We start from the raw sequence: 18,094 nt of genomic DNA on the forward strand, positions 1-18,094 counted from the left end.
TTAACGCCTGCTTTAGTTATAATTTCGTGAACACATTCCTTCTAAAGTCCAAAACTTTGTAACTTTGAGACTCTGAAACTCTGAACCTAAAAGAAAATGAAATTTCAGGTTGTATCCGATTACCAGCCAAAAGGCGACCAGCCGCAAGCCATTGAAAAGTTGTCACAAGGCATTTTCGATGGGGAAAAATTCCAGACATTATTAGGCGTTACGGGTTTCCGGAAAAACGTTTACGGTAGCTAATGTTGTTCAGGAAGTGCAGCGGCCGACTTTGGTTTTGGCACATAATAAGACGCTGGCGGCACAATTATATTCAGAATTCAAGCAGTTCTTCCCGAATAATGCGGTGGAATATTTCGTTTCCTACTATGATTACTACCAGCCCGAGGCGTTTATGCCTGTCACCGGCGTTTATATCGAAAAGGATTTGGCGATTAATGAAGAATTAGAAAAAATGCGTCTCAGCACAACTTCTTCACTGCTTTGGGCCGCTGTGACGTTTTGGTTGTCGCTTCGGTTTCATGTCTATATGGTATCGGAAATCCGGTTGAATTCCAGAAAAACGTAATTTCGATTGTAAAAGACCAGGTCATTTCAAGAACAAAATTGCTGCACAGTTTGGTGCAAAGTTTATATGCACGTACGGAAGCCGATTTTACGCCAGGCACATTCAGGATCAAAGGCGATACCGTTGAAGTTTTCCCAAGTTATGGCGATGAGCCGTTCAGAATCCACTTTTTTGGTGATGAAATCGAAGAGATTGAAGCTTTTGACGCCAAGACTTCTTTGGTTTTGGAAAAATACAACAAACTCAATATTTACCCGGCGAATATGTTCGTGACCTCGCCGGAAGTTTTGCACAATGCAATTTGGGAAATCCAGCAGGATTTGGTCAAACAAGTGACTTATTTCAATGAAATCGGCAAGCATTTGGAAGCAAAAAGATTGGAAGAACGCACGAATTTCGATCTGGAAATGATTCGCGAACTGGGTTATTGCTCCGGAATCGAAAATTATTCGCGGTATTTAGACCGAAGATTGCCGGGAACACGCCCGTTCTGTCTTCTCGATTATTTCCCGAAAGATTATTTAATGGTGGTCGATGAAAGCCACGTAACGCTTTCGCAAGTGCATGCGATGTATGGCGGCGACCGTTCGCGAAAGGAAAATCTCGTAGAATACGGATTTCGTTTGCCGGCGGCAATGGACAACAGGCCGTTGCGTTTTGAGGAATTCGAAAGTATGCAGCACCAGGTTTTATATGTATCGGCGACGCCCGCAGATTATGAATTGCAGAAATCTGACGGAATTTACGTAGAGCAAATCATCCGCCCGACGGGATTGGTCGATCCTGTAATTGAGATTCGCCCGAGTCTTAACCAAATCGATGATTTAATTGAAGAAATACAACTTCGTGCAGAAATTGACGAACGCGTTTTAGTGACGACGCTGACAAAAAGAATGGCCGAAGAACTTGCCAAATACCTGACAAAAGTGTCGATTCGTTGCCGTTACATCCATTCTGAAGTGGATACTTTGGAAAGAATTGAAATCATGCAGGATTTGCGAAAAGGCCTTTTTGATGTATTGATTGGCGTGAATTTATTGCGTGAAGGACTTGATTTACCTGAAGTTTCACTCGTTGCGATTTTAGATGCCGATAAAGAAGGATTCCTTAGAAGCAACCGTTCGCTCACGCAAACCATAGGTCGTGCTGCAAGGAATTTAAACGGAAAAGCCATTATGTATGCAGATAAAATTACCGACAGCATGCAGAAAACCATCGATGAAACCAATTACCGCCGTACGAAACAACTCAACCACAATTTAGAGAATAATATTGTCCCGCAGGCTTTGAACAAAAAAATCGAAAGCGCATTTACCAAAAATCCATTGGTGGATTATGAGTTGGGCAATATTTCGACGCGAGAAGCTGCGGAACCGGATTTGACTTATCTTCCGAAAAGCGATATTGAAAAAATGATTCGCGACAAACGTAAATCAATGGAAAAAGCAGCTAAAGATTTGGATTTTATGCAGGCTGCGAAATTGAGAGATGATATTAAGAAGCTGCAGGAACAACTGGATTAATTTTTAGTTTCAAAGTAGCAGAGAAACAAAGTTCCAAAGGATGAGAATACGTTTGGTCTTGCACAATGCCTAGCCCGGATAGTAGTGGAAATCCTTTTGTTTTTTTCTTTAAAAAACAAAAGATTGGAGCGTATAGCCGGATTATACTTCTACAAATCTGAAAAACTTTGAAAATCAGAAACTTTGCCCTTAATTATACTGCTCCTTAAAAGTCTCCATTAAAAATTTCGGGTCGATCATTTTGGTTGGCGATTCCTTCATGATGTTGAGGAGTTTTTTGGTCGCGGCGGGATTGATGCCATATTGATGGACATTTGCTTGATGGCGACTTCTTCTTTTTCGTGCAAAACGCCGTCGACATGCATTAAGAGCGCGAGCCTGTAGAATTGGTGGATGCGCTGGATTTCGGACTTGATGATTTTTACGGGTAATTCCTGGTGAAAAAGATCGTCGAAAACTTCTTTTTCGATTTTGAGTTCGCGTGCGACAATGGAAAGAAATTCGTATTCGCGTTGGTGCAATCGCCCGTCGATAATGGAAAAAGCAATCATTTCGGTCAGCAAACTTATTTTCTCTTCGTAGGTATTCATCGCATTATTATTTTGATAAAGATAAAAAGTTTGCCCGAATTTTGGTGTTTTGGCGCTAAATTTCTGCTGTAAAATTGAATTACAATTTCATTATCTTTATCGTGGATTATCATTAAAACCAAATTGGGGTTGAAATTCTAAGGAGAAAAATAATATGCTTAAAATAATTTTTGCGGCGGCACTGCTGCTTTTCATTACCTATAAAATTACCGCGCAGGAAAGTACAGCCTCCAAACAGGTTTCGACTTTTACGATTGAAGCGCCGCAACTAAAAACTACGAAGAAAATCTGGGTGTATTTGCCAAAATCTTATACGGAAAACACTGAAAAAAGATATCCGGTGATTTACATGCACGATGCGCAAAATTTATTCGATAAAAAAACATCGTATGCAGGCGAATGGGAAGTTGACGAAACTTTAGACCGATTAAATGCGAATGTAATCGTTATCGGAATTGAGCACGGCAACGAAAAACGCATGGATGAACTGACGCCTTACAAGAACGAAAAATACGGCGGGGGAAAAGCTGATGACTACCTTGATTTTATCGTCAACACTTTGAAGCCGCATGTTGATTCAGTTTACCGGACTAAACCAAAAGCGAAAAATACGACGATTTTCGGAAGTTCGTTGGGCGGATTAGTTTCTTTCTATGCCGTTTTAAAATATCCGAAAGTTTTTGGTAAAGCCGGCGTTTTTTCACCTTCATTCTGGTTCACGAATGATATTTATGAGTTGATGGAGAAAAGCCCGAAAGTCAAAGCCAAGATATATTTTCTATGCGGCGACAGCGAAAGCAAAGATGTTGATGTGGTTGCCGACATGAATAAAATGTACAAATTGCTCGATGAAAACCGATGTTACTGCCTGCATCTGCAACAAAAAGTAATCGTCAAAGGCGGTGAGCATAATGAGAAATTATGGCGCGAAGGTTTTGAAAAAGCGTATCTTTGGCTGGAATAGTCGAGGTACAATATACTGGGTGCAAGATTCTGGGTTTTTACCGGATTTTTTTAACCCTGAACCCAGCGCCCTGAACCCTAAACCCATTACAAATGAACAACAACGATATCTTCAAAAAACTTCGCGTTGCACTGCAATTGCGCGATGAGCAAATTATTGAAATCCTTGAACTGGTAGATTTCAGAATGTCTAAGGCAGAACTCGGCGCGATTTTCCGTAAGGCCGATCATCCTAATTATATGGAATGCGGCGACCAGGTTTTGCGCAATTTCCTGAACGGGTTGGTGATTCACTTGCGCGGAACGAAAGAAAATCCGAAAAATGCCAATGATGTTTTGAATGCGAATCGTGCACAAATCAAATCACCGGCGAAAGGAATCCCACCAAAGGAAATTTCAAAAAAGCCAGTAGCAAAAAAACCGGCAAAAAACTTTAAGCCAAAAAGAGTCGAGCCGAAACCTTCAGTTGTTGAGAAAGTCAAATTTAGCAACGGCAAGAAAAATTAATCTGAAATCTAAAATCTCAATTCTAAAATTAAAAAAATGGCAACAATCAATCCTTACCTGACCTTTAAGGGCAATTGCGAAGCAGCATTCTTATTTTATAAATCGGTATTCGGCGGTGAATTCACTTTTATTGGACGTTTTGGCGAAATGCCGCCACAAGAAGGTGCTCCTGAATTGTCTCCCGAAGATGCGAATCTGATCATGCACGTATCGCTGCCAATCGGTAAAGAAACTTCCTTATTTGGAAGCGATTCTTCTGAAACATGGGGACATGCCACTATAATCGGTAATAATTTCTCGATTTCAATCAATGCTGACAGCCGCGAAGAAGCTGATCGATTATTCAACGGACTTTCAGCTGGCGGAAACGTTACAATGCCGATGGAAAATACTTTCTGGGGCGCCTATTTTGGTATGTTTACGGACAAATTCGACATCAACTGGATGGTTAATTTTGATGAAGTGCCGGAGAAAAAGTAATTTCTTCAACCGCATAGAAACAGGTTTTTAATTTACGATGTTGTTATGTGGTTTAATTTTTTTCAGGTAATTTATTCATGTGATGAAAAAAGCTTATTTCCTTTTATTTCTGCTGCTGTTTACCGGATACATTTTCGCGCAGGATGTAGATTATGTCACGAAAACCAACATTCATTATTATTCCGACTCCATAAATAAAACGGATAAATACATCAATGAGCGTTGTGTATTGGATTTGTATTACCCGAAAAACCAAAAGAATTTTGCCACCGTTGTATGGTTTCATGGTGGCGGATTGACAGAAGGACAGAAAGAAATTCCGGAAGCACTCACCAAAAAAGGAATCGCTGTTATTGGTGTGAATTATCGTCTCAGCCCGAAAGTAAAATCGCCTGCTTTTATTGAAGATGCTGCCGCTGCCGTGGCTTGGACTTTCAAAAACATTAAGGATTTTGGAGGCAGTCCCGAATTGATTTTTGTCTCAGGACATTCTGCCGGCGGTTACCTCGTTGCGATGATTGGATTGGACAAAAAATGGCTCAGAGCCGACGAAATTGATGCGAACCAAATCGCCGGAATCATACCACTTAGCTGCCAGGCAATTACGCATTTTACGATCAGAAAAGAGCGCGGTATTGCTGATACACAACCTGTTGTAGACGATTTGGCACCTTTGTCTCACGTTCGGGCCGACGCACCGCCTTTGCTCCTGATTACAGGCGACCGTGAAATGGAAATGCTGGGCAGGTATGAAGAAAACGCCTATCTGATGCGCATGATGAAAGTTGTCGGTCATAAACGCACAAAACTTTATGAAATGCAAGGTTACGGACATAATATGACCGCTCCTGCTTTCCCGATTTTACTGAAGGAAGTCAAGGAAATTACCGCAGAAATTATGGCTAAGAAATAAATCGCAGAATATGAAAAAACCTTTCCTGATTTTCACCTTGCTTTTTACCTTATTTATGGCAAAAAATCTATATGCGCAAGATTGGCAGAACCTCGCCAAATATCATGATGACAATGCAAAACTGCCGCCACCTGCAAAAGGTGAAAAACGCGTAGTTTTTATGGGAAATTCCATTACCGAAGGCTGGTTGAAGGAAATGCCCGAATTCTTCGCCGGAAAACCTTACATTGACCGCGGCATCGGCGGTCAGGTAACCGGGCAAATGCTGTTGCGCTTTCGTGTCGATGTGATTGCATTGCAGCCAACCGTGGTTGTAATCCTTGCAGGAACCAATGATATCGCCGGAAATAACGTGCCCGACAACATTAGAGATGATCCTCGACAATATCGCTTCAATGGCAGAATTGGCAAAAGCCAATAATATTAAAGTCGTGCTTTGTTCTGTCGTTCCAGCCTATGATTACTGGTGGCGACACGGAATGGAGCCCGCTGAGAAAATCGTTGCGCTTAATAAAATGATTAAGGGCTACGCCGAAAAGAACCATTTCGTTTACATAGATTATCATAAGCCGATGAAAGACGAAAAAACGGACTCAAAGTCGAATACGGTGAAGATGGCGTGCACCCCAACAAGGCTGGTTATCAAATCATGGCGCCAATTGCTGAAAAAGGAATTCAGGACGCTTTGCGATAGTTTAACTTTTTTACAAAATATTCTGACATTTTTTTGACTACCTTTATGTTGCAAACACACAGTTTCAATATAAAACCATGCCAAAAACTCACGAAAATCTTATTCTCGAAGCTGAAAACGAGCTTATTAAATCTATGGTTTTGTGGATGAAAAAATGATTCTAAAATACATTAATCCTGAAATAGTATACTTGAATGACTGCGGCAATGTATTTTACGGATTTGAAAACATGCACGAAAACAACCGTTTTTTTACCACTTTCGAATCGATTAAAGTATTGGAAAGGAACATCAAAGTTTTTAATAATGTTGCCGTAGTGACTACGCTTGAAGCGAGAGCAGGACATTACTTCGATGTGGCGTTTGCACAAAATTACCGCATCAGCCGGATCTGGAAATTACATACGACTGGTTGGAAAGTAATCGCAGCGACTGCCGTTGCCATTTAAACAAAAAATCCCGAGCGTTAACTCAGGATCTTTTTATAATCAGTAAATATTTTATTAGCTCAAAGCCGCTTTCACCTGATCAGCCGCCTCCTGGAATTGCACCGCAGATAAAATCGGCATTTCGGAATTGTCAATAAGTTCTTTCGCGATTTCAGCATTCGTACCTTGCAAACGAACAATGATCGGCACTTTAATCGCATCACCCATGTTTTTGTAAGCATCAACAACACCTTGCGCCACACGGTCGCAACGTACGATTCCACCAAAAATATTGATAAGGATCGCTTTTACGTTCGGGTCTTTTAAGATGATTCTGAAAGCCAACTCAACGCGTTTTGCATCTGCTGTTCCTCCAACGTCCAAGAAATTTGCCGGCTCGTAACCTGCATATTTGATCAAATCCATTGTCGCCATCGCAAGACCGGCGCCGTTAACCATACAACCAACAGTTCCGTCAAGGTCAACGTAGTTCAAACCTGCCGCTTTCGCTTCAACTTCAATCGCATTTTCCTCACGGATGTCGCGCATTTCGGCTAATTTCGGATGTCTGTATAAAGCGTTGTCATCAAGATTTACTTTTGCATCAACTGCAATGATTTTATTGTCAGAAGTTTTCAAAACCGGATTGATTTCAAACATCGAAGCATCAGAACCGATATAAGCTTTATACAAAGCATCAACAAACTGCACCATTTCCTTGAATGCATTGCCTGACAAACCAAGATTAAAAGCAATTCTTCTTGCCTGAAAGCCCTGTAATCCAACAGCCGGATCAATTTCTTCAGTAAAAATCAAATGTGGCGTGTGCTCGGCAACTTCCTCGATATCCATTCCGCCTTCGGTAGAATACATGATCATGTTGCGGCCTTTGCCCCTGTTCAATAAAACCGACATATAAAACTCAGACGTTTCACTTTCACCAGGATAGTATACATCTTCAGCGATAAGTACTTTGTGTACTTTCTTACCTTCCGCAGAGGTTTGCGGCGTAATCAATTGCATGCCGATAATCTGTTCTGCAATTTCTTCAACCTGTTGCAGGTTTTTCGCCAATTTCACACCACCGCCTTTTCCGCGGCCGCCGGCATGAACCTGTGCTTTGATCACGTGCCATCCGGTTCCGGTTTCGGCTGTCAGTTGTTTGGCAGCAGCAACAGCTTCTTGCGGGTTATTGGCCACATGACCACGTTGTACTTTTACGCCATAACTGGCTAATATTTGTTTTCCCTGTATTTGTGTATGTCCATATTGAAATTTTTGACTTTAAAAGTGCCACAAAAATAACTAAATTCCGTCGATTGAAGAAATGATTTTCAGGTTTTTTCAGAAGCTGATCCTGCTGTGCGCTACTATCTTTTCTGCCTCGAAGCAAGCGGCAAAAGGATAATCGCTTCTCCCGAAGCCTCGGGAGCCTGGGCAGTTATTTTCATAAGCAACCTTTTTATTAAATTTGCATCTAATTAGCATAACCACAAAACAATAAGCTATGAAAATTTTAAAATCGATTGCATTATTATTCATTTTCGCCGTCTTTATAAGCTGCAATAGCGACGATGACAATGCCAACATGGACAATCCGGATCTTGTCGCCACATGGAAACTCGTGAAAGTAACAGGCGGAATCGGTGGCATCAACCAAGATATCTCACAAGAAAACAACATCTGGCAATTCAGTCAAAACGGAACCGTACATATTGGAAATGACGCAACCGGTCAAGACTACACAGGATTGGCAACTGGCACTTATAACTATACCTATGTAAACGGCGAAGCATCGGGAATGTGTGCCGAAGTACTTAAAGTAGGTACAGCACAATTAGGATGTGTTACGGTAACAGATGGCAAGCTTTATATTTCCAATAATTTTGTTGATGGCTTTACGCTTGAGTTTGAGCCGGCAGCACTGGCATTTTAATTTATGAAAAGTTGCTATTTATTATTCTGTTTTTCAATTTTCATTTTATTCACGGGCTGTAATGACTCGGATTCTGATGTATACAGCAGTATCAAGGGCAAATGGAATTTGGTAAAAATCACCGGAGAAGTCAGCAGCCAGGACATTCCGGACGGCATGATTACCTATAATTTCAACACACAGCTGCATAAAGTCACAATTCAAAATAACACCGAATTGACATATCCGGTATCCGGAACTTATACCTATGTATTGAATAGACAATCGGTTTTAAGCATGTGCCAAAGCACAATCAATGTCAATAATGAAGGAACTTATTGCTTTAGCCAGACGGGAAATTCAATGTCATTCGACCTTTCGGCGGTTGACGGACTGAAATTAGATTTCGAAAGATAATTTCACAGAAATAAAAATAAAAGTTTCAAATATAACTTTTTGTTATATTTTGTTAATAATCCAGGTTCTTTTGGTTATATGCATTTTGTAAAATAGTTTTGCATAAAACATTTACAAAATGCAGCCAAAGGAATTACTCCACTTAGCAGAAGAATTCGGAAGTCCGCTCTACGTTTACGACGCCGGAAAAATCGAATCACAATACAATCGCCTGACCAATGCTTTTTCAAAAATCGAGCGCCTTCGCATCAATTATGCGGTAAAGGCACTTTCGAACATTTCTGTTTTAAAGCTGCTCAAAACAATTGGTTCTTCACTCGATACGGTTTCCATTCAGGAAGTACAACTTGGCTTGCACGCTGGTTTTTAAGCCGCAAAATATTATTTATACTCCAAATGGCGTTTCATTTGAAGAAATTGAAGAGGCGGCGGGATTGGGTGTGCAAATCAACATCGATAATCTTTCGGTTTTAGAACACTTTGGTGCAAAGCATCCTAAAATCCCGGTTTGTATCCGCATCAATCCACACGTGATGGCGGGCGGGAATTCGAATATTTCCGTGGGCCACATCGATAGTAAATTTGGGATTTCCATTCATCAGATGCCTCATATTTTACGAATTGTCGAAAATACCGGAATGCACATCAACGGCATTCACATGCACACCGGTTCTGATATTTTAGATATCGAAGTATTTTTGTATGCGGCGGAAATCCTCTTTGAAGCTGCCAAAAATTTCACCGAACTCGATTTTCTTGATTTCGGCAGCGGATTTAAAGTCCCATACCACAAAGATGATATCCAGACCAATATCGAAGAATTCGGAAAAAAACTCACCAAAAGGTTCAATGCTTTCGAAAAAGAATATGGCCGCGATTTGACGTTGGCTTTCGAGCCGGGAAAATTTCTCGTCAGCGAAGCCGGATTTTTCCTTGCAAAAGTGAACGTAGTCAAGCAAACCACTTCAACCGTTTTTGCAGGAATCGACAGCGGATTTAATCATTTGATTCGCCCGATGTTGTATGGGTCGCAACATTATATTGAGAATATTTCGAATCAAAAAGGCAAAGAAAGGTTTTATACGGTTGTTGGTTACATCTGTGAAACCGACACTTTTGCGAACAACCGGCGCATTCACGAAATTACAGAAGGTGATATTTTGTGTTTCAGAAATGCGGGTGCTTATTGCTTTTCGATGTCGTCAAATTATAATTCGCGCTACAAACCGGCTGAAGTTTTGTGGAAAGACGGTAAAGGAATCCTTATCCGCGAACGCGAAAATTTTGACGATTTGCTGAAGAATCAGATTGTGGCTGACGTTTAGGCTTATGCCATTGGAAAATAATTTATAGCTACTAATCGTAATTTTATTAGCTACGAATTACACGAATTAGCACAAATTTGTTCGTGTTAATTGTGGCTAAATGCTTTAAGCTTAGTTTTGACGAAAATAATCCTTACAGCATGCTTCGTGATATGACTAAAAACTTTAACAAAAATTACGGCAAATCCGTACCCAAGAAACTTCATTATTTCGTAGGGATGCATTCTCCCCTTCCCTGAAGGTAAAATACAAATTTTTCCAATAACCTGTATGCGGGTTTGCCGTACTTTTTGTTAAATTTTCATGCTGATAACTTATAAGCTATTTTCTGACAATCTTAAGATTTGAGGAATTTCTTATTGTAACTCTTTCCATTTTCTGTAACCTGAAGTAAATAAATTCCGGTTTGCCAGTTGGCAACGTCGACAGTAATAGCAATCTCGGAAACATCTTTGTCAATTATTTTCTGCCCTAAACAATTATAAATACTGATATTTCTGTCACCCGCTTTTGCAAAAGTCAACGTTGTCTGATCGACTGCAGGGTTTGGTGAAATATTGAAATTATCAACCATAGGTGCAATTTCGGCAGCAAGATTTTCACAAGTACCATCAGCTGCAAACGGGCTAAACCAACGCAAAACATCCTGTTGTACGGTCGCACTTTCGTCACTTTCGACATCGCGGCATAAAAATACTTTTACGGTATTGGATTCTGATGGGCATTTGGGCGTAATCGCAAATCCCTCGATGTTAACGTTGGAAGATGGCGTCGGAAGAAAATATTCACTAATCTTTGTCAATTTCACCTCACCATTGACCATAGCGCTTGTCAAATCAGTAACCTCAAGTCGATTGCCGCTGTCTGGATTGTGCAGGATGTACAACATTCCGGTGCTCCTGTCAAAGGCCAAATCACAACTTTCTGTGCGGTTGGTTTTGTATTTTCCGACATACGCAAAATCATTATTAACATTCGGATTCACGTCAAAAACCCAGATGTAGCCGCCGTTTTGATGCGCCACGAACATTAATCCGCCCATGCCTTTCACAGAAGTGTAGAGATTTCCGGTTTGCTGGCTTACAAAGCCTGCGGCTGTTAACGCACTGTCGGGAATGAATACGATGCCTTCCTGGACCATCGTTGCCGGTATCGGTCATTGGCGATGGTGATGCGAGTAAATTCCAATGCTTCAATTCCGTTATTGAAGAAAAAGTAGCGGTGTTGCTGTACCTGCGGATTTCATATTCATTTTCGGCAATGGTGTAGAATTCATTCGCACTGTAATCGACTTGCGTAATACCTTCCTGGCCCGCCGTTCATGGCTTTATTAGCGATTTGCGTGAAAGTATTGCTGTTGGTGTTGAGTTCCAAAACCCGTAATCGGTTGCTTCCCTGAACAAGGTAGAGCCTGTTGGTCTCCGCATTCCAATGCAGTCCGCTTAAATCGAGAACACCGAATGCATCCATGACAGAAGTCAGTGATGCAGCCGTGTCCATGTTTGTGAAGGCCACGCAGATTGCGCGTTGGCAGTAAAAAGAGGCAATAAAAACAGCGGAAGTAAATATCTGGTCATCTTTCAATTATTGGCCAAATATAATTGAAAATGATCAATGGACAACTGATAATGAAGCGTTTTACCAAAAAGGCTATTTGTTCAGGATTTCCTCTAAAACACTGGCTTCCGTTCCGTTCGGAAATGTAATCTTGATTTTCTGAGCGATCGTCGGTGCAATTTGCGTGATTACTTTCCGGTTATAACTTTCTCCGGGTTTAATATGCCAGCCATAAAAAAGTAATGGTACATGCGTGTCATAGGAATAAGGGGTTCCGTGAGAAGTTCCTGTCGTTCCATATTCGATGTAACCCGGTTTATTGAGCACTACCAAATCGCCGCATTGCGTTACATCATATCCTTTTGCGATGAAATTCAGGTAATAATCGCTTCCGGCAGCGAGGATTTCTTCTTCGGAATAAACCCTTTTAACGGATTCCTGTGTCATGATAAAATCCTTGAAAGATTGTTTTACTTTCGCCAAATCCAAACCTTTCGATTTGATGATTTCCCTGTTGAAGAATACATTAAAATTCGAAAAATCAAGGATCAAATCTTCTCCAAAAGTATCAACAGCATATTTTTTAAGCAGTTTTTTAAAATCACCGTAAGGCAAATTCGTGACATTGTATTTATTGTCTTTCAGGTAAGTCACGTTTTCCGCTCCGGCGTGATCGGCTGTCAGGAAAAGCAGGTAATTGTCTTTTCCAACAGTCTTATCAAGGTAATTCAGAAAATCGGCAATCGTCTGGTCAAGTCGCAAATAAGTGTCCTGAAGTTCGATGGAACGCAGCCCGATGATGTGTCCGACGTAATCTGTTGATGAAAAACTGACAGTGAGGAAATCGGTAATATTGTCTTTTCCCAATTCTTCTTTTTCGATGGCTTTTTTGGCAAATTCTTCGAGAAGATCGTTCCCGAACGGCGTCGAACGTAAAATTCCTGCATCATTCTTGTCGAACATTTCTTTTAAATTGTAAGGAAAAACCGGGCCTTTACTGCCATATAATTTTCCTTCATACGGATTGTCATCCGGTAAGCTTTCGTTGTAAGTCGCAATTGGTTTCAGCAAATCCCAGCCTTTGTCGATATATGGCATGAAATGTTTTTCATTATTGAATTCGGTCACCCACGAAGGCAATGCATTTCCGTAAAATGTACTCGAAATAAAAGCGCCGGTTTTAGAATACCAAAAAGCCCAATTGGCAAAATGTCCTGCAGGTAAAATGGCGCCGCGATCTTTGAGGCTCATCCCGATAACTTTGCCTTTGAAATTGGTTGCGAGCCTTAATTCGTCAGTAATTGTGGTTGCTAACAGGCTTTTTGGAGACATCGCGCCTTCTTCAGCTGTTCCGTCACCAACGGTTGTAACCGAAGCGTCATCGGTACAATAACGGCTTTTCCCTAAACTTCTGCTGAACCAGTCATTTCCAACAATTCCGTGCACCGAAGGCGTAGTTCCGGTATAAATTGAAGCGTGCCCGGGCGCTGTGTAAGTCGGCATATAATTATAATGCGTGTTCTGGAAAGTAAAACCCTTATTCATCAACCTTTTGAAACCATTTTCAGAAAAATCGTCAGCGAAACGGTATAAATATTCCATTTTCATTTGATCGACGACTATGCCGATAACCAGTTTCGGACGTTGTTGTGCCTGTGCTGCAAAAGAGAAAATGAGCAATACGATTATTTTTTTCATGGCATTAAAGTGATGGAATTTCTTTTTTCGCTGATTCAAATTCTGATATAATATCGGCAATTATTTGTTTTACCGGCTTAATTTCGTCAATTAACCCTGCAATTTGTCCGATTTCAAGTTCGCCTTCCTCGAGGTCGCCTTCGAACATGCCGCGTTTTGCCCTTGCCCTGCCGAGGAGTGTTTTCAGGTCGTCAACAGATGGTGATTTTGTATATAATTCCTGTATATCGTGGAAGAATTTGTTTTTGATGAGGCGCACCGGCGCGAGTTCTTTGAGCGTTACATGCGTTTCGCCTTCCTGCATTTCGACGATTTTCTGCTTGAAACTGTCGTGTGCAGAGCTTTCGGCAGATGCTGCAAAACGGCTTCCCATCTGCACGCCATCCGCCCCTAAAATCATGGCGGCGAGCATGCCCTTTCCCGTAGCGATTCCTCCTGCGGCGATCAATGGAATTGTGATGGAATTCTTTACCATCGGAATTAAGGTCAGCGTTGTGGTTTCCTCACGGCCGTTATGCCCTCCTGCCTCAAAACCTTCTGCCACGACTGCGTCAACGCCGGCTTCTTGTGCTTTTAATGCAAATTTTGAGCTGCTTACAACATGTACGACCGTAATGCCTTTTTCTTTTAAAAATGAAGTCCATGTTTTTGGGTTTCCGGCAGAAGTGAATACGATTTTCACATTTTCTTCGACGATGATATTCATGATTTCTTCAATGTTCGGATACAACATCGGGACGTTCACACCGAAAGGTTTGCCGGTAGCTTTTTTGCATTTTTGAATGTGCTCGCGTAAAACGTCAGGATACATCGATCCGGCGCCAATCAGGCCTAATCCGCCGGCATTACTTACGGCGCTGGCTAATTTATAGCCGCTGTTCCAAATCATTCCGCCCTGGATTATAGGGTATTGAATTTTAAAAAGACTGGTGATTTTATTCATTGAAAAGTGAGGAAATTTATTTTTTAATGAGCTTTCCTGATTGTGAGAAATTAGTCGCGCTGATTTTATAGAGATAGATTCCGGAACTTAATCCACCAACAGAAAAAGAAGGATTTTGCATCGAAATCTGACGATTCATAACTTCCTGCCCGAGGATATTATAAAATGAAACTTGCGCAGTCAAAACATCTTTTGGAAAAACAATCGAAAGTTCATTTTCTACGGGGTTTGGAAAAACCATGAATTCCCATTTATCATTGCTGATAACCGATAATCCACTCAATAACGCCGCATTGAAATCCGGGATTCCATAACCATACTGCGCATTCGGATTGTTGTAAAAATTAGCGGATTGTTTCACCAGATTAACTATTTCGCTATTGGTTTTTCCTGGTAATGCCTGCCATAAACAAGCGACCATTCCCGCCATGATCGGCGATGCGAAAGACGTGCCGCTGGCTGTCGTTATCGTTCCAGAAGCATCCGAAAGTGTAGCCGCCTGTCCTTTCGCCATAACATCGGGTTTTACGCGTCCGTCTGCCGAAGCTGTCCGATTGAACTGAAACTCACATATTGCCCCGCTGCATCCACGGCACCCACTGTAAGTACATTGACAGCATCTCCGGGAGAACCGATGTGCTGGTCTACGGTATCACCTGAATTTCCTGCAGCCACAACGACAATCATTCCGCGGCTGAAAGCAATATCAGCACCACGGGAAATAAAAGATTTAGTGCCGTTCATATCTGCATAAGTGTAGCTGTAATTCGGGTTGTCATAATTGAAATAACCTAATGATGTATTGATTACGTCTGTGCCAAGCCGGTCTGCTTCTTCAGCGGCTTCAACCCAATAAGATTCCTCTACAGGATTTTCTGAAGCGCCATCTTCTGAAATAAACAAATAATACGCTGCATCAGGCGCAGTGCCCACCAATGCATTTTCTGTGTAACCGCCCATGGTTGACAAAACCAGCGTTCCGTGTGTGTTGGCTGTGTAAAAATCGTCGTTTCCGGCTACGAAATTATATCCGCCTAAAATCAGGTTGTTATCGAATAATCTCTGAAACGGCTGGACTGTATTTACCGATGGAAATCCCGCGTCAATCACGGCAATTATTTTTCCTGTGCCAGTATAATTTTGTTCGTGCAAAATATGCCCATTAAGCATTCCGATTTGGTTACCGGAATCACCATAGTTGAAGTTTACCTGCGTATCAAGGTTTTTATTGACTGCATTATTTCGATTCTGGTACAGCATGCGGTTATCTGAACTTCCGTCGAGGCTGTCATCCGCAAAATCGATTGAAGCAACAAATGTAAATCCGAACAAAGCCCGGATGTCTTCGACTGAACCACGCACATGAACAGCGTTGAGCCATTTGGATTTTGCCATGACAGTGATTCCGGTTTGATTGTCAACGGCGGTTACATAACTTTCGTCAATCGGCACATCTTTAAAATCAAGTGGAATATTCTGGCTGGAACGTCGGTCTAAAGCGCGCTGCGACAACATTGTCAGCGGATTCGTGAAATAGGTCTCAACATTGGCTTTCGCATTGAAATAAACCCAGGCATCTTCCTGCGAAAATGCGGCAGCGCTGAGAAAAAGTAAAGTGAGGAGTAAGATTCTTTTCATAGCGATTCAGAATATCCTCAAAATTACGAATTTGTTTTTCATTTGGGCGAATCGCTTTTGTTTTTTGACGATTTGATAATCTTTCGATTGTAATAAATAATAGCAATCAAGCTTTGCGGGCCAGATTTATATGATTGCTAACTGCGCCCGAGACATTCAGTTTAGTTGGTCTATTTTTTTGCATGTGTTCAGAATTAACAGCCTGGAATTTTAACAATTTTTACGGCAAACCCGTATTCAAGTAATTTTATTTTTTTGTAGGGATGCATCCTCCCCTTCCCTGAAGGTAAAATACAAATTTTCTCAATAGGCTGTAATACGGGTTTGCCGTAAAAATTGTTAAATTTTGAAAATTTGGTTAACCTACTGCTTTCCGGTCTTATTTAAATAGCAAATTAAAATATTAAATATCAGTAGTTTATAAATTTTTCGGAAATAAATTTGGAAATACAAAACTTTATCCCATAACTTTGCGGCAAGTTCTTAAAATTATTATTCTTATCCAGAAAGACCGAGGGAATTGACCCGATGACGTCTTGGCAACCTGTTCAGCAATGAATAAGGTGCCACCTTCAACCCTTGTGAAAACAGGGAAAGATAAGCTTAGAAATCAGCAATTAATAGTTCGAAATATTATATGCGCTTCTGACTTATCGGGAGCGCATTTTTTATGCCCTTTCGATACCGGATGGAATATTTTTTTAAAAGCGAAAAAATATTACAAATCTTAAAAACCATCAAAAGATGAAAGAGCAAACGAACATTTTACACTACATTCCCGTTGACGAACTTACCGGCTCGGTTTCGGTGCCGATTTACCAGACTTCTACATTTGTACAGGACTCACCCGGCGTTCATAAAGGATTTGATTACGCCAGAAGTAATAATCCGACCCGAAAAATCCTTGAAGATATTGCGGCTAAACTAGAAAAAGGCACCAACGGTTATGCCTTTGCCAGCGGATTGGCAGCGATTGATGCTGTCGTGAAATTATTATCCGCCGGAGATGAAATTATTGCTGTTGACGACATTTATGGCGGTGCTTTCCGTTTGTTTACGCATGTTTATGAAAAATTCGGGATTAAAGTTAATTATGTTGATGCGACCAATGCAGAAAATGTAGCGAAAGCAATTACCGATAAAACTGCACTGATCTGGATCGAATCACCAACCAATCCGACTTTAAAAATTGCCGATCTGCGCGCGATTGGGAAAATTGCAAAAGACAACAACGTACTTCTTTGCGTAGACAACACTTTCGCCTCGCCAATTGCACAACAGCCGATTAATTACGGTGCCGATTTGGTTGTGCACAGTGCAACGAAATATATTTCAGGACACAGCGATTTGATTGCCGGTTTGGTGATTACAGCGAATGAGGAATTGGGCGCAAAAATCAAATTCATACAGAATGCATCCGGTGCGATTTTATGACCGTTTGACTCTTGGTTGGTGATTCGCGGCATTGAAACTTTGTCGTTAAGAATCCGACAACACGCAGATAATGCCCAGAAAATCGCTGAATATCTGACGACCGAAAAACTTGTCAAAAACGTTTATTATCCGGGATTGAAAACACATCAAAACCATGATATCGCAAAAAGCCAGCAGAAATATTTCGGCGGCGTGGTTGCTTTTGATCTGGCAATTGATGACAAGAAACTTGCTTCACAAATCGTTTCGGATACGAAATTGTTCAAGCTGGCAGAAAGTTTGGGCGGCGTGAAAAGCCTGTGTTGCCTGCCTTGTGAAATGACGCATAAATCGATTCCTGTTGAAAAGCGATATGCTTCGGGTGTTACCGACAGCCTGATTCGTTTGTCGGTCGGACTCGAAGATGCCGATGACTTGATTGCCGATTTGAAACTCGCGATTGAAAGTGCCGTGAAAGCGAATGTCGAATTAACTTCGGAAGTTGTATAAAGCACAAATGCCC

At 41.2% G+C, this 18,094-nt stretch carries 17 protein-coding genes, 3 pseudogenes and 1 riboswitch; of the genes and pseudogenes, 12 read left to right on the plus strand and 8 right to left on the minus strand.

The annotated features are described in order from the left end of the window. Positions 1–96 precede the first annotated feature (96 nt). Positions 97–2,091: pseudogene (uvrB, locus tag ACSLFW_RS17415) on the plus strand (excinuclease ABC subunit UvrB). Between the two features lie 257 nt (positions 2,092–2,348). Here the strand turns inward: uvrB and ACSLFW_RS17420 are convergent. Next, complete coding sequence (locus ACSLFW_RS17420; protein ID WP_436556801.1) at positions 2,349–2,681, minus strand: excinuclease ABC subunit B; 333 nt, start codon at positions 2,679–2,681, stop codon at positions 2,349–2,351. A gap of 154 nt (positions 2,682–2,835) precedes the next feature. Here ACSLFW_RS17420 and ACSLFW_RS17425 point away from each other — a divergent pair, with 154 nt between their 5' ends. The 7 genes from ACSLFW_RS17425 (at position 2,836) to ACSLFW_RS17455 (ending at position 6,686) form a co-directional block, all read left to right on the plus strand. Continuing rightward, entirely contained in the window at positions 2,836–3,645 is an 810-nt protein-coding gene (locus ACSLFW_RS17425) for an alpha/beta hydrolase (RefSeq protein WP_436556802.1), read from the plus strand. A gap of 92 nt (positions 3,646–3,737) precedes the next feature. Beyond that, positions 3,738–4,151 carry a DUF1456 family protein gene (locus tag ACSLFW_RS17430; protein WP_436556803.1) on the plus strand — a complete coding sequence of 138 codons (414 nt, stop codon included), beginning with the start codon at positions 3,738–3,740 and terminating at the stop codon, positions 4,149–4,151. A gap of 36 nt (positions 4,152–4,187) precedes the next feature. Further along, positions 4,188–4,631, plus strand: a complete 444-nt coding sequence (locus ACSLFW_RS17435) for a VOC family protein (RefSeq protein WP_436556804.1) — start codon at positions 4,188–4,190, stop codon at positions 4,629–4,631. Between the two features lie 82 nt (positions 4,632–4,713). After that, entirely contained in the window at positions 4,714–5,544 is an 831-nt protein-coding gene (locus ACSLFW_RS17440; RefSeq protein WP_436556805.1) for an alpha/beta hydrolase, read from the plus strand. Positions 5,545–5,554: 10 nt separating this feature from the next. Continuing rightward, complete coding sequence (locus ACSLFW_RS17445; RefSeq protein WP_436556806.1) at positions 5,555–5,965, plus strand: GDSL-type esterase/lipase family protein; 411 nt, start codon at positions 5,555–5,557, stop codon at positions 5,963–5,965. Then, complete coding sequence (locus tag ACSLFW_RS17450; protein ID WP_436556807.1) at positions 5,940–6,275, plus strand: hypothetical protein; 336 nt, start codon at positions 5,940–5,942, stop codon at positions 6,273–6,275. Before ACSLFW_RS17445 ends, ACSLFW_RS17450 begins: the two co-directional genes overlap by 26 nt. A gap of 117 nt (positions 6,276–6,392) precedes the next feature. Then, the gene (locus ACSLFW_RS17455) at positions 6,393–6,686 is read left to right on the plus strand and encodes a hypothetical protein (RefSeq protein WP_436556808.1); all 294 of its coding nucleotides are present in this window, start codon (positions 6,393–6,395) and stop codon (positions 6,684–6,686) included. A gap of 54 nt (positions 6,687–6,740) precedes the next feature. Here the strand turns inward: ACSLFW_RS17455 and sucC are convergent, their stop codons facing one another. Then, positions 6,741–7,919 (minus strand): ADP-forming succinate--CoA ligase subunit beta, encoded by a 1,179-nt coding sequence (gene sucC / locus ACSLFW_RS17460; protein WP_436557486.1) that lies wholly within the window; start codon positions 7,917–7,919, stop codon positions 6,741–6,743. Between the two features lie 253 nt (positions 7,920–8,172). On the opposite strand from sucC, the gene ACSLFW_RS17465 reads away from it, so the two are divergent. The 3 genes and pseudogenes from ACSLFW_RS17465 to lysA all read left to right on the plus strand — a co-directional run bounded on the left by ACSLFW_RS17465 (position 8,173) and on the right by lysA (position 10,322). Next, positions 8,173–8,601 (plus strand): hypothetical protein, encoded by a 429-nt coding sequence (locus tag ACSLFW_RS17465; protein ID WP_436556809.1) that lies wholly within the window; start codon positions 8,173–8,175, stop codon positions 8,599–8,601. Between the two features lie 108 nt (positions 8,602–8,709). Beyond that, positions 8,710–8,997, plus strand: coding sequence for a hypothetical protein (locus tag ACSLFW_RS17470; protein WP_436556810.1), 288 nt, complete (start codon positions 8,710–8,712; stop codon positions 8,995–8,997). Between the two features lie 118 nt (positions 8,998–9,115). Beyond that, a pseudogene (lysA, locus tag ACSLFW_RS17475) lies at positions 9,116–10,322 on the plus strand (diaminopimelate decarboxylase). Positions 10,323–10,659: 337 nt separating this feature from the next. Here lysA and ACSLFW_RS17480 read toward each other — a convergent pair. The 6 genes from ACSLFW_RS17480 to ACSLFW_RS17505 all read right to left on the minus strand — a co-directional run bounded on the left by ACSLFW_RS17480 (position 10,660) and on the right by ACSLFW_RS17505 (position 16,158). Further along, complete coding sequence (locus tag ACSLFW_RS17480) at positions 10,660–11,463, minus strand: T9SS type A sorting domain-containing protein (protein ID WP_436556811.1); 804 nt, start codon at positions 11,461–11,463, stop codon at positions 10,660–10,662. A gap of 131 nt (positions 11,464–11,594) precedes the next feature. Continuing rightward, positions 11,595–11,822 carry a hypothetical protein gene (locus ACSLFW_RS17485; protein WP_436556812.1) on the minus strand — a complete coding sequence of 76 codons (228 nt, stop codon included), beginning with the start codon at positions 11,820–11,822 and terminating at the stop codon, positions 11,595–11,597. Between the two features lie 150 nt (positions 11,823–11,972). Then, a complete protein-coding gene (gene pafA, locus ACSLFW_RS17490) occupies positions 11,973–13,577 on the minus strand; it encodes an alkaline phosphatase PafA (protein WP_436556813.1) in 1,605 nt (534 codons plus the stop codon). A 4-nt stretch (positions 13,578–13,581) separates the two neighbouring features. After that, positions 13,582–14,520: an NAD(P)H-dependent flavin oxidoreductase gene (locus ACSLFW_RS17495; RefSeq protein WP_436556814.1), complete on the minus strand. Its 939-nt coding sequence runs from the start codon at positions 14,518–14,520 to the stop codon at positions 13,582–13,584. A 16-nt stretch (positions 14,521–14,536) separates the two neighbouring features. Continuing rightward, positions 14,537–15,034: a S8 family peptidase gene (locus ACSLFW_RS17500; RefSeq protein ID WP_436556815.1), complete on the minus strand. Its 498-nt coding sequence runs from the start codon at positions 15,032–15,034 to the stop codon at positions 14,537–14,539. A gap of 11 nt (positions 15,035–15,045) precedes the next feature. Further along, positions 15,046–16,158 carry a S8 family serine peptidase gene (locus ACSLFW_RS17505; RefSeq protein WP_436556816.1) on the minus strand — a complete coding sequence of 371 codons (1,113 nt, stop codon included), beginning with the start codon at positions 16,156–16,158 and terminating at the stop codon, positions 15,046–15,048. Between the two features lie 495 nt (positions 16,159–16,653). After that, positions 16,654–16,762, plus strand: a riboswitch (SAM riboswitch). A gap of 140 nt (positions 16,763–16,902) precedes the next feature. Between ACSLFW_RS17505 and ACSLFW_RS17510 the strand changes: the two are divergent. After that, positions 16,903–18,081: pseudogene (locus tag ACSLFW_RS17510) on the plus strand (trans-sulfuration enzyme family protein). Positions 18,082–18,094: the final 13 nt, after the last annotated feature.

Source organism: Flavobacterium sp. 3HN19-14, assembly GCF_051373205.1.
Classification (GTDB): Bacteria; Bacteroidota; Bacteroidia; order Flavobacteriales; family Flavobacteriaceae; genus Flavobacterium.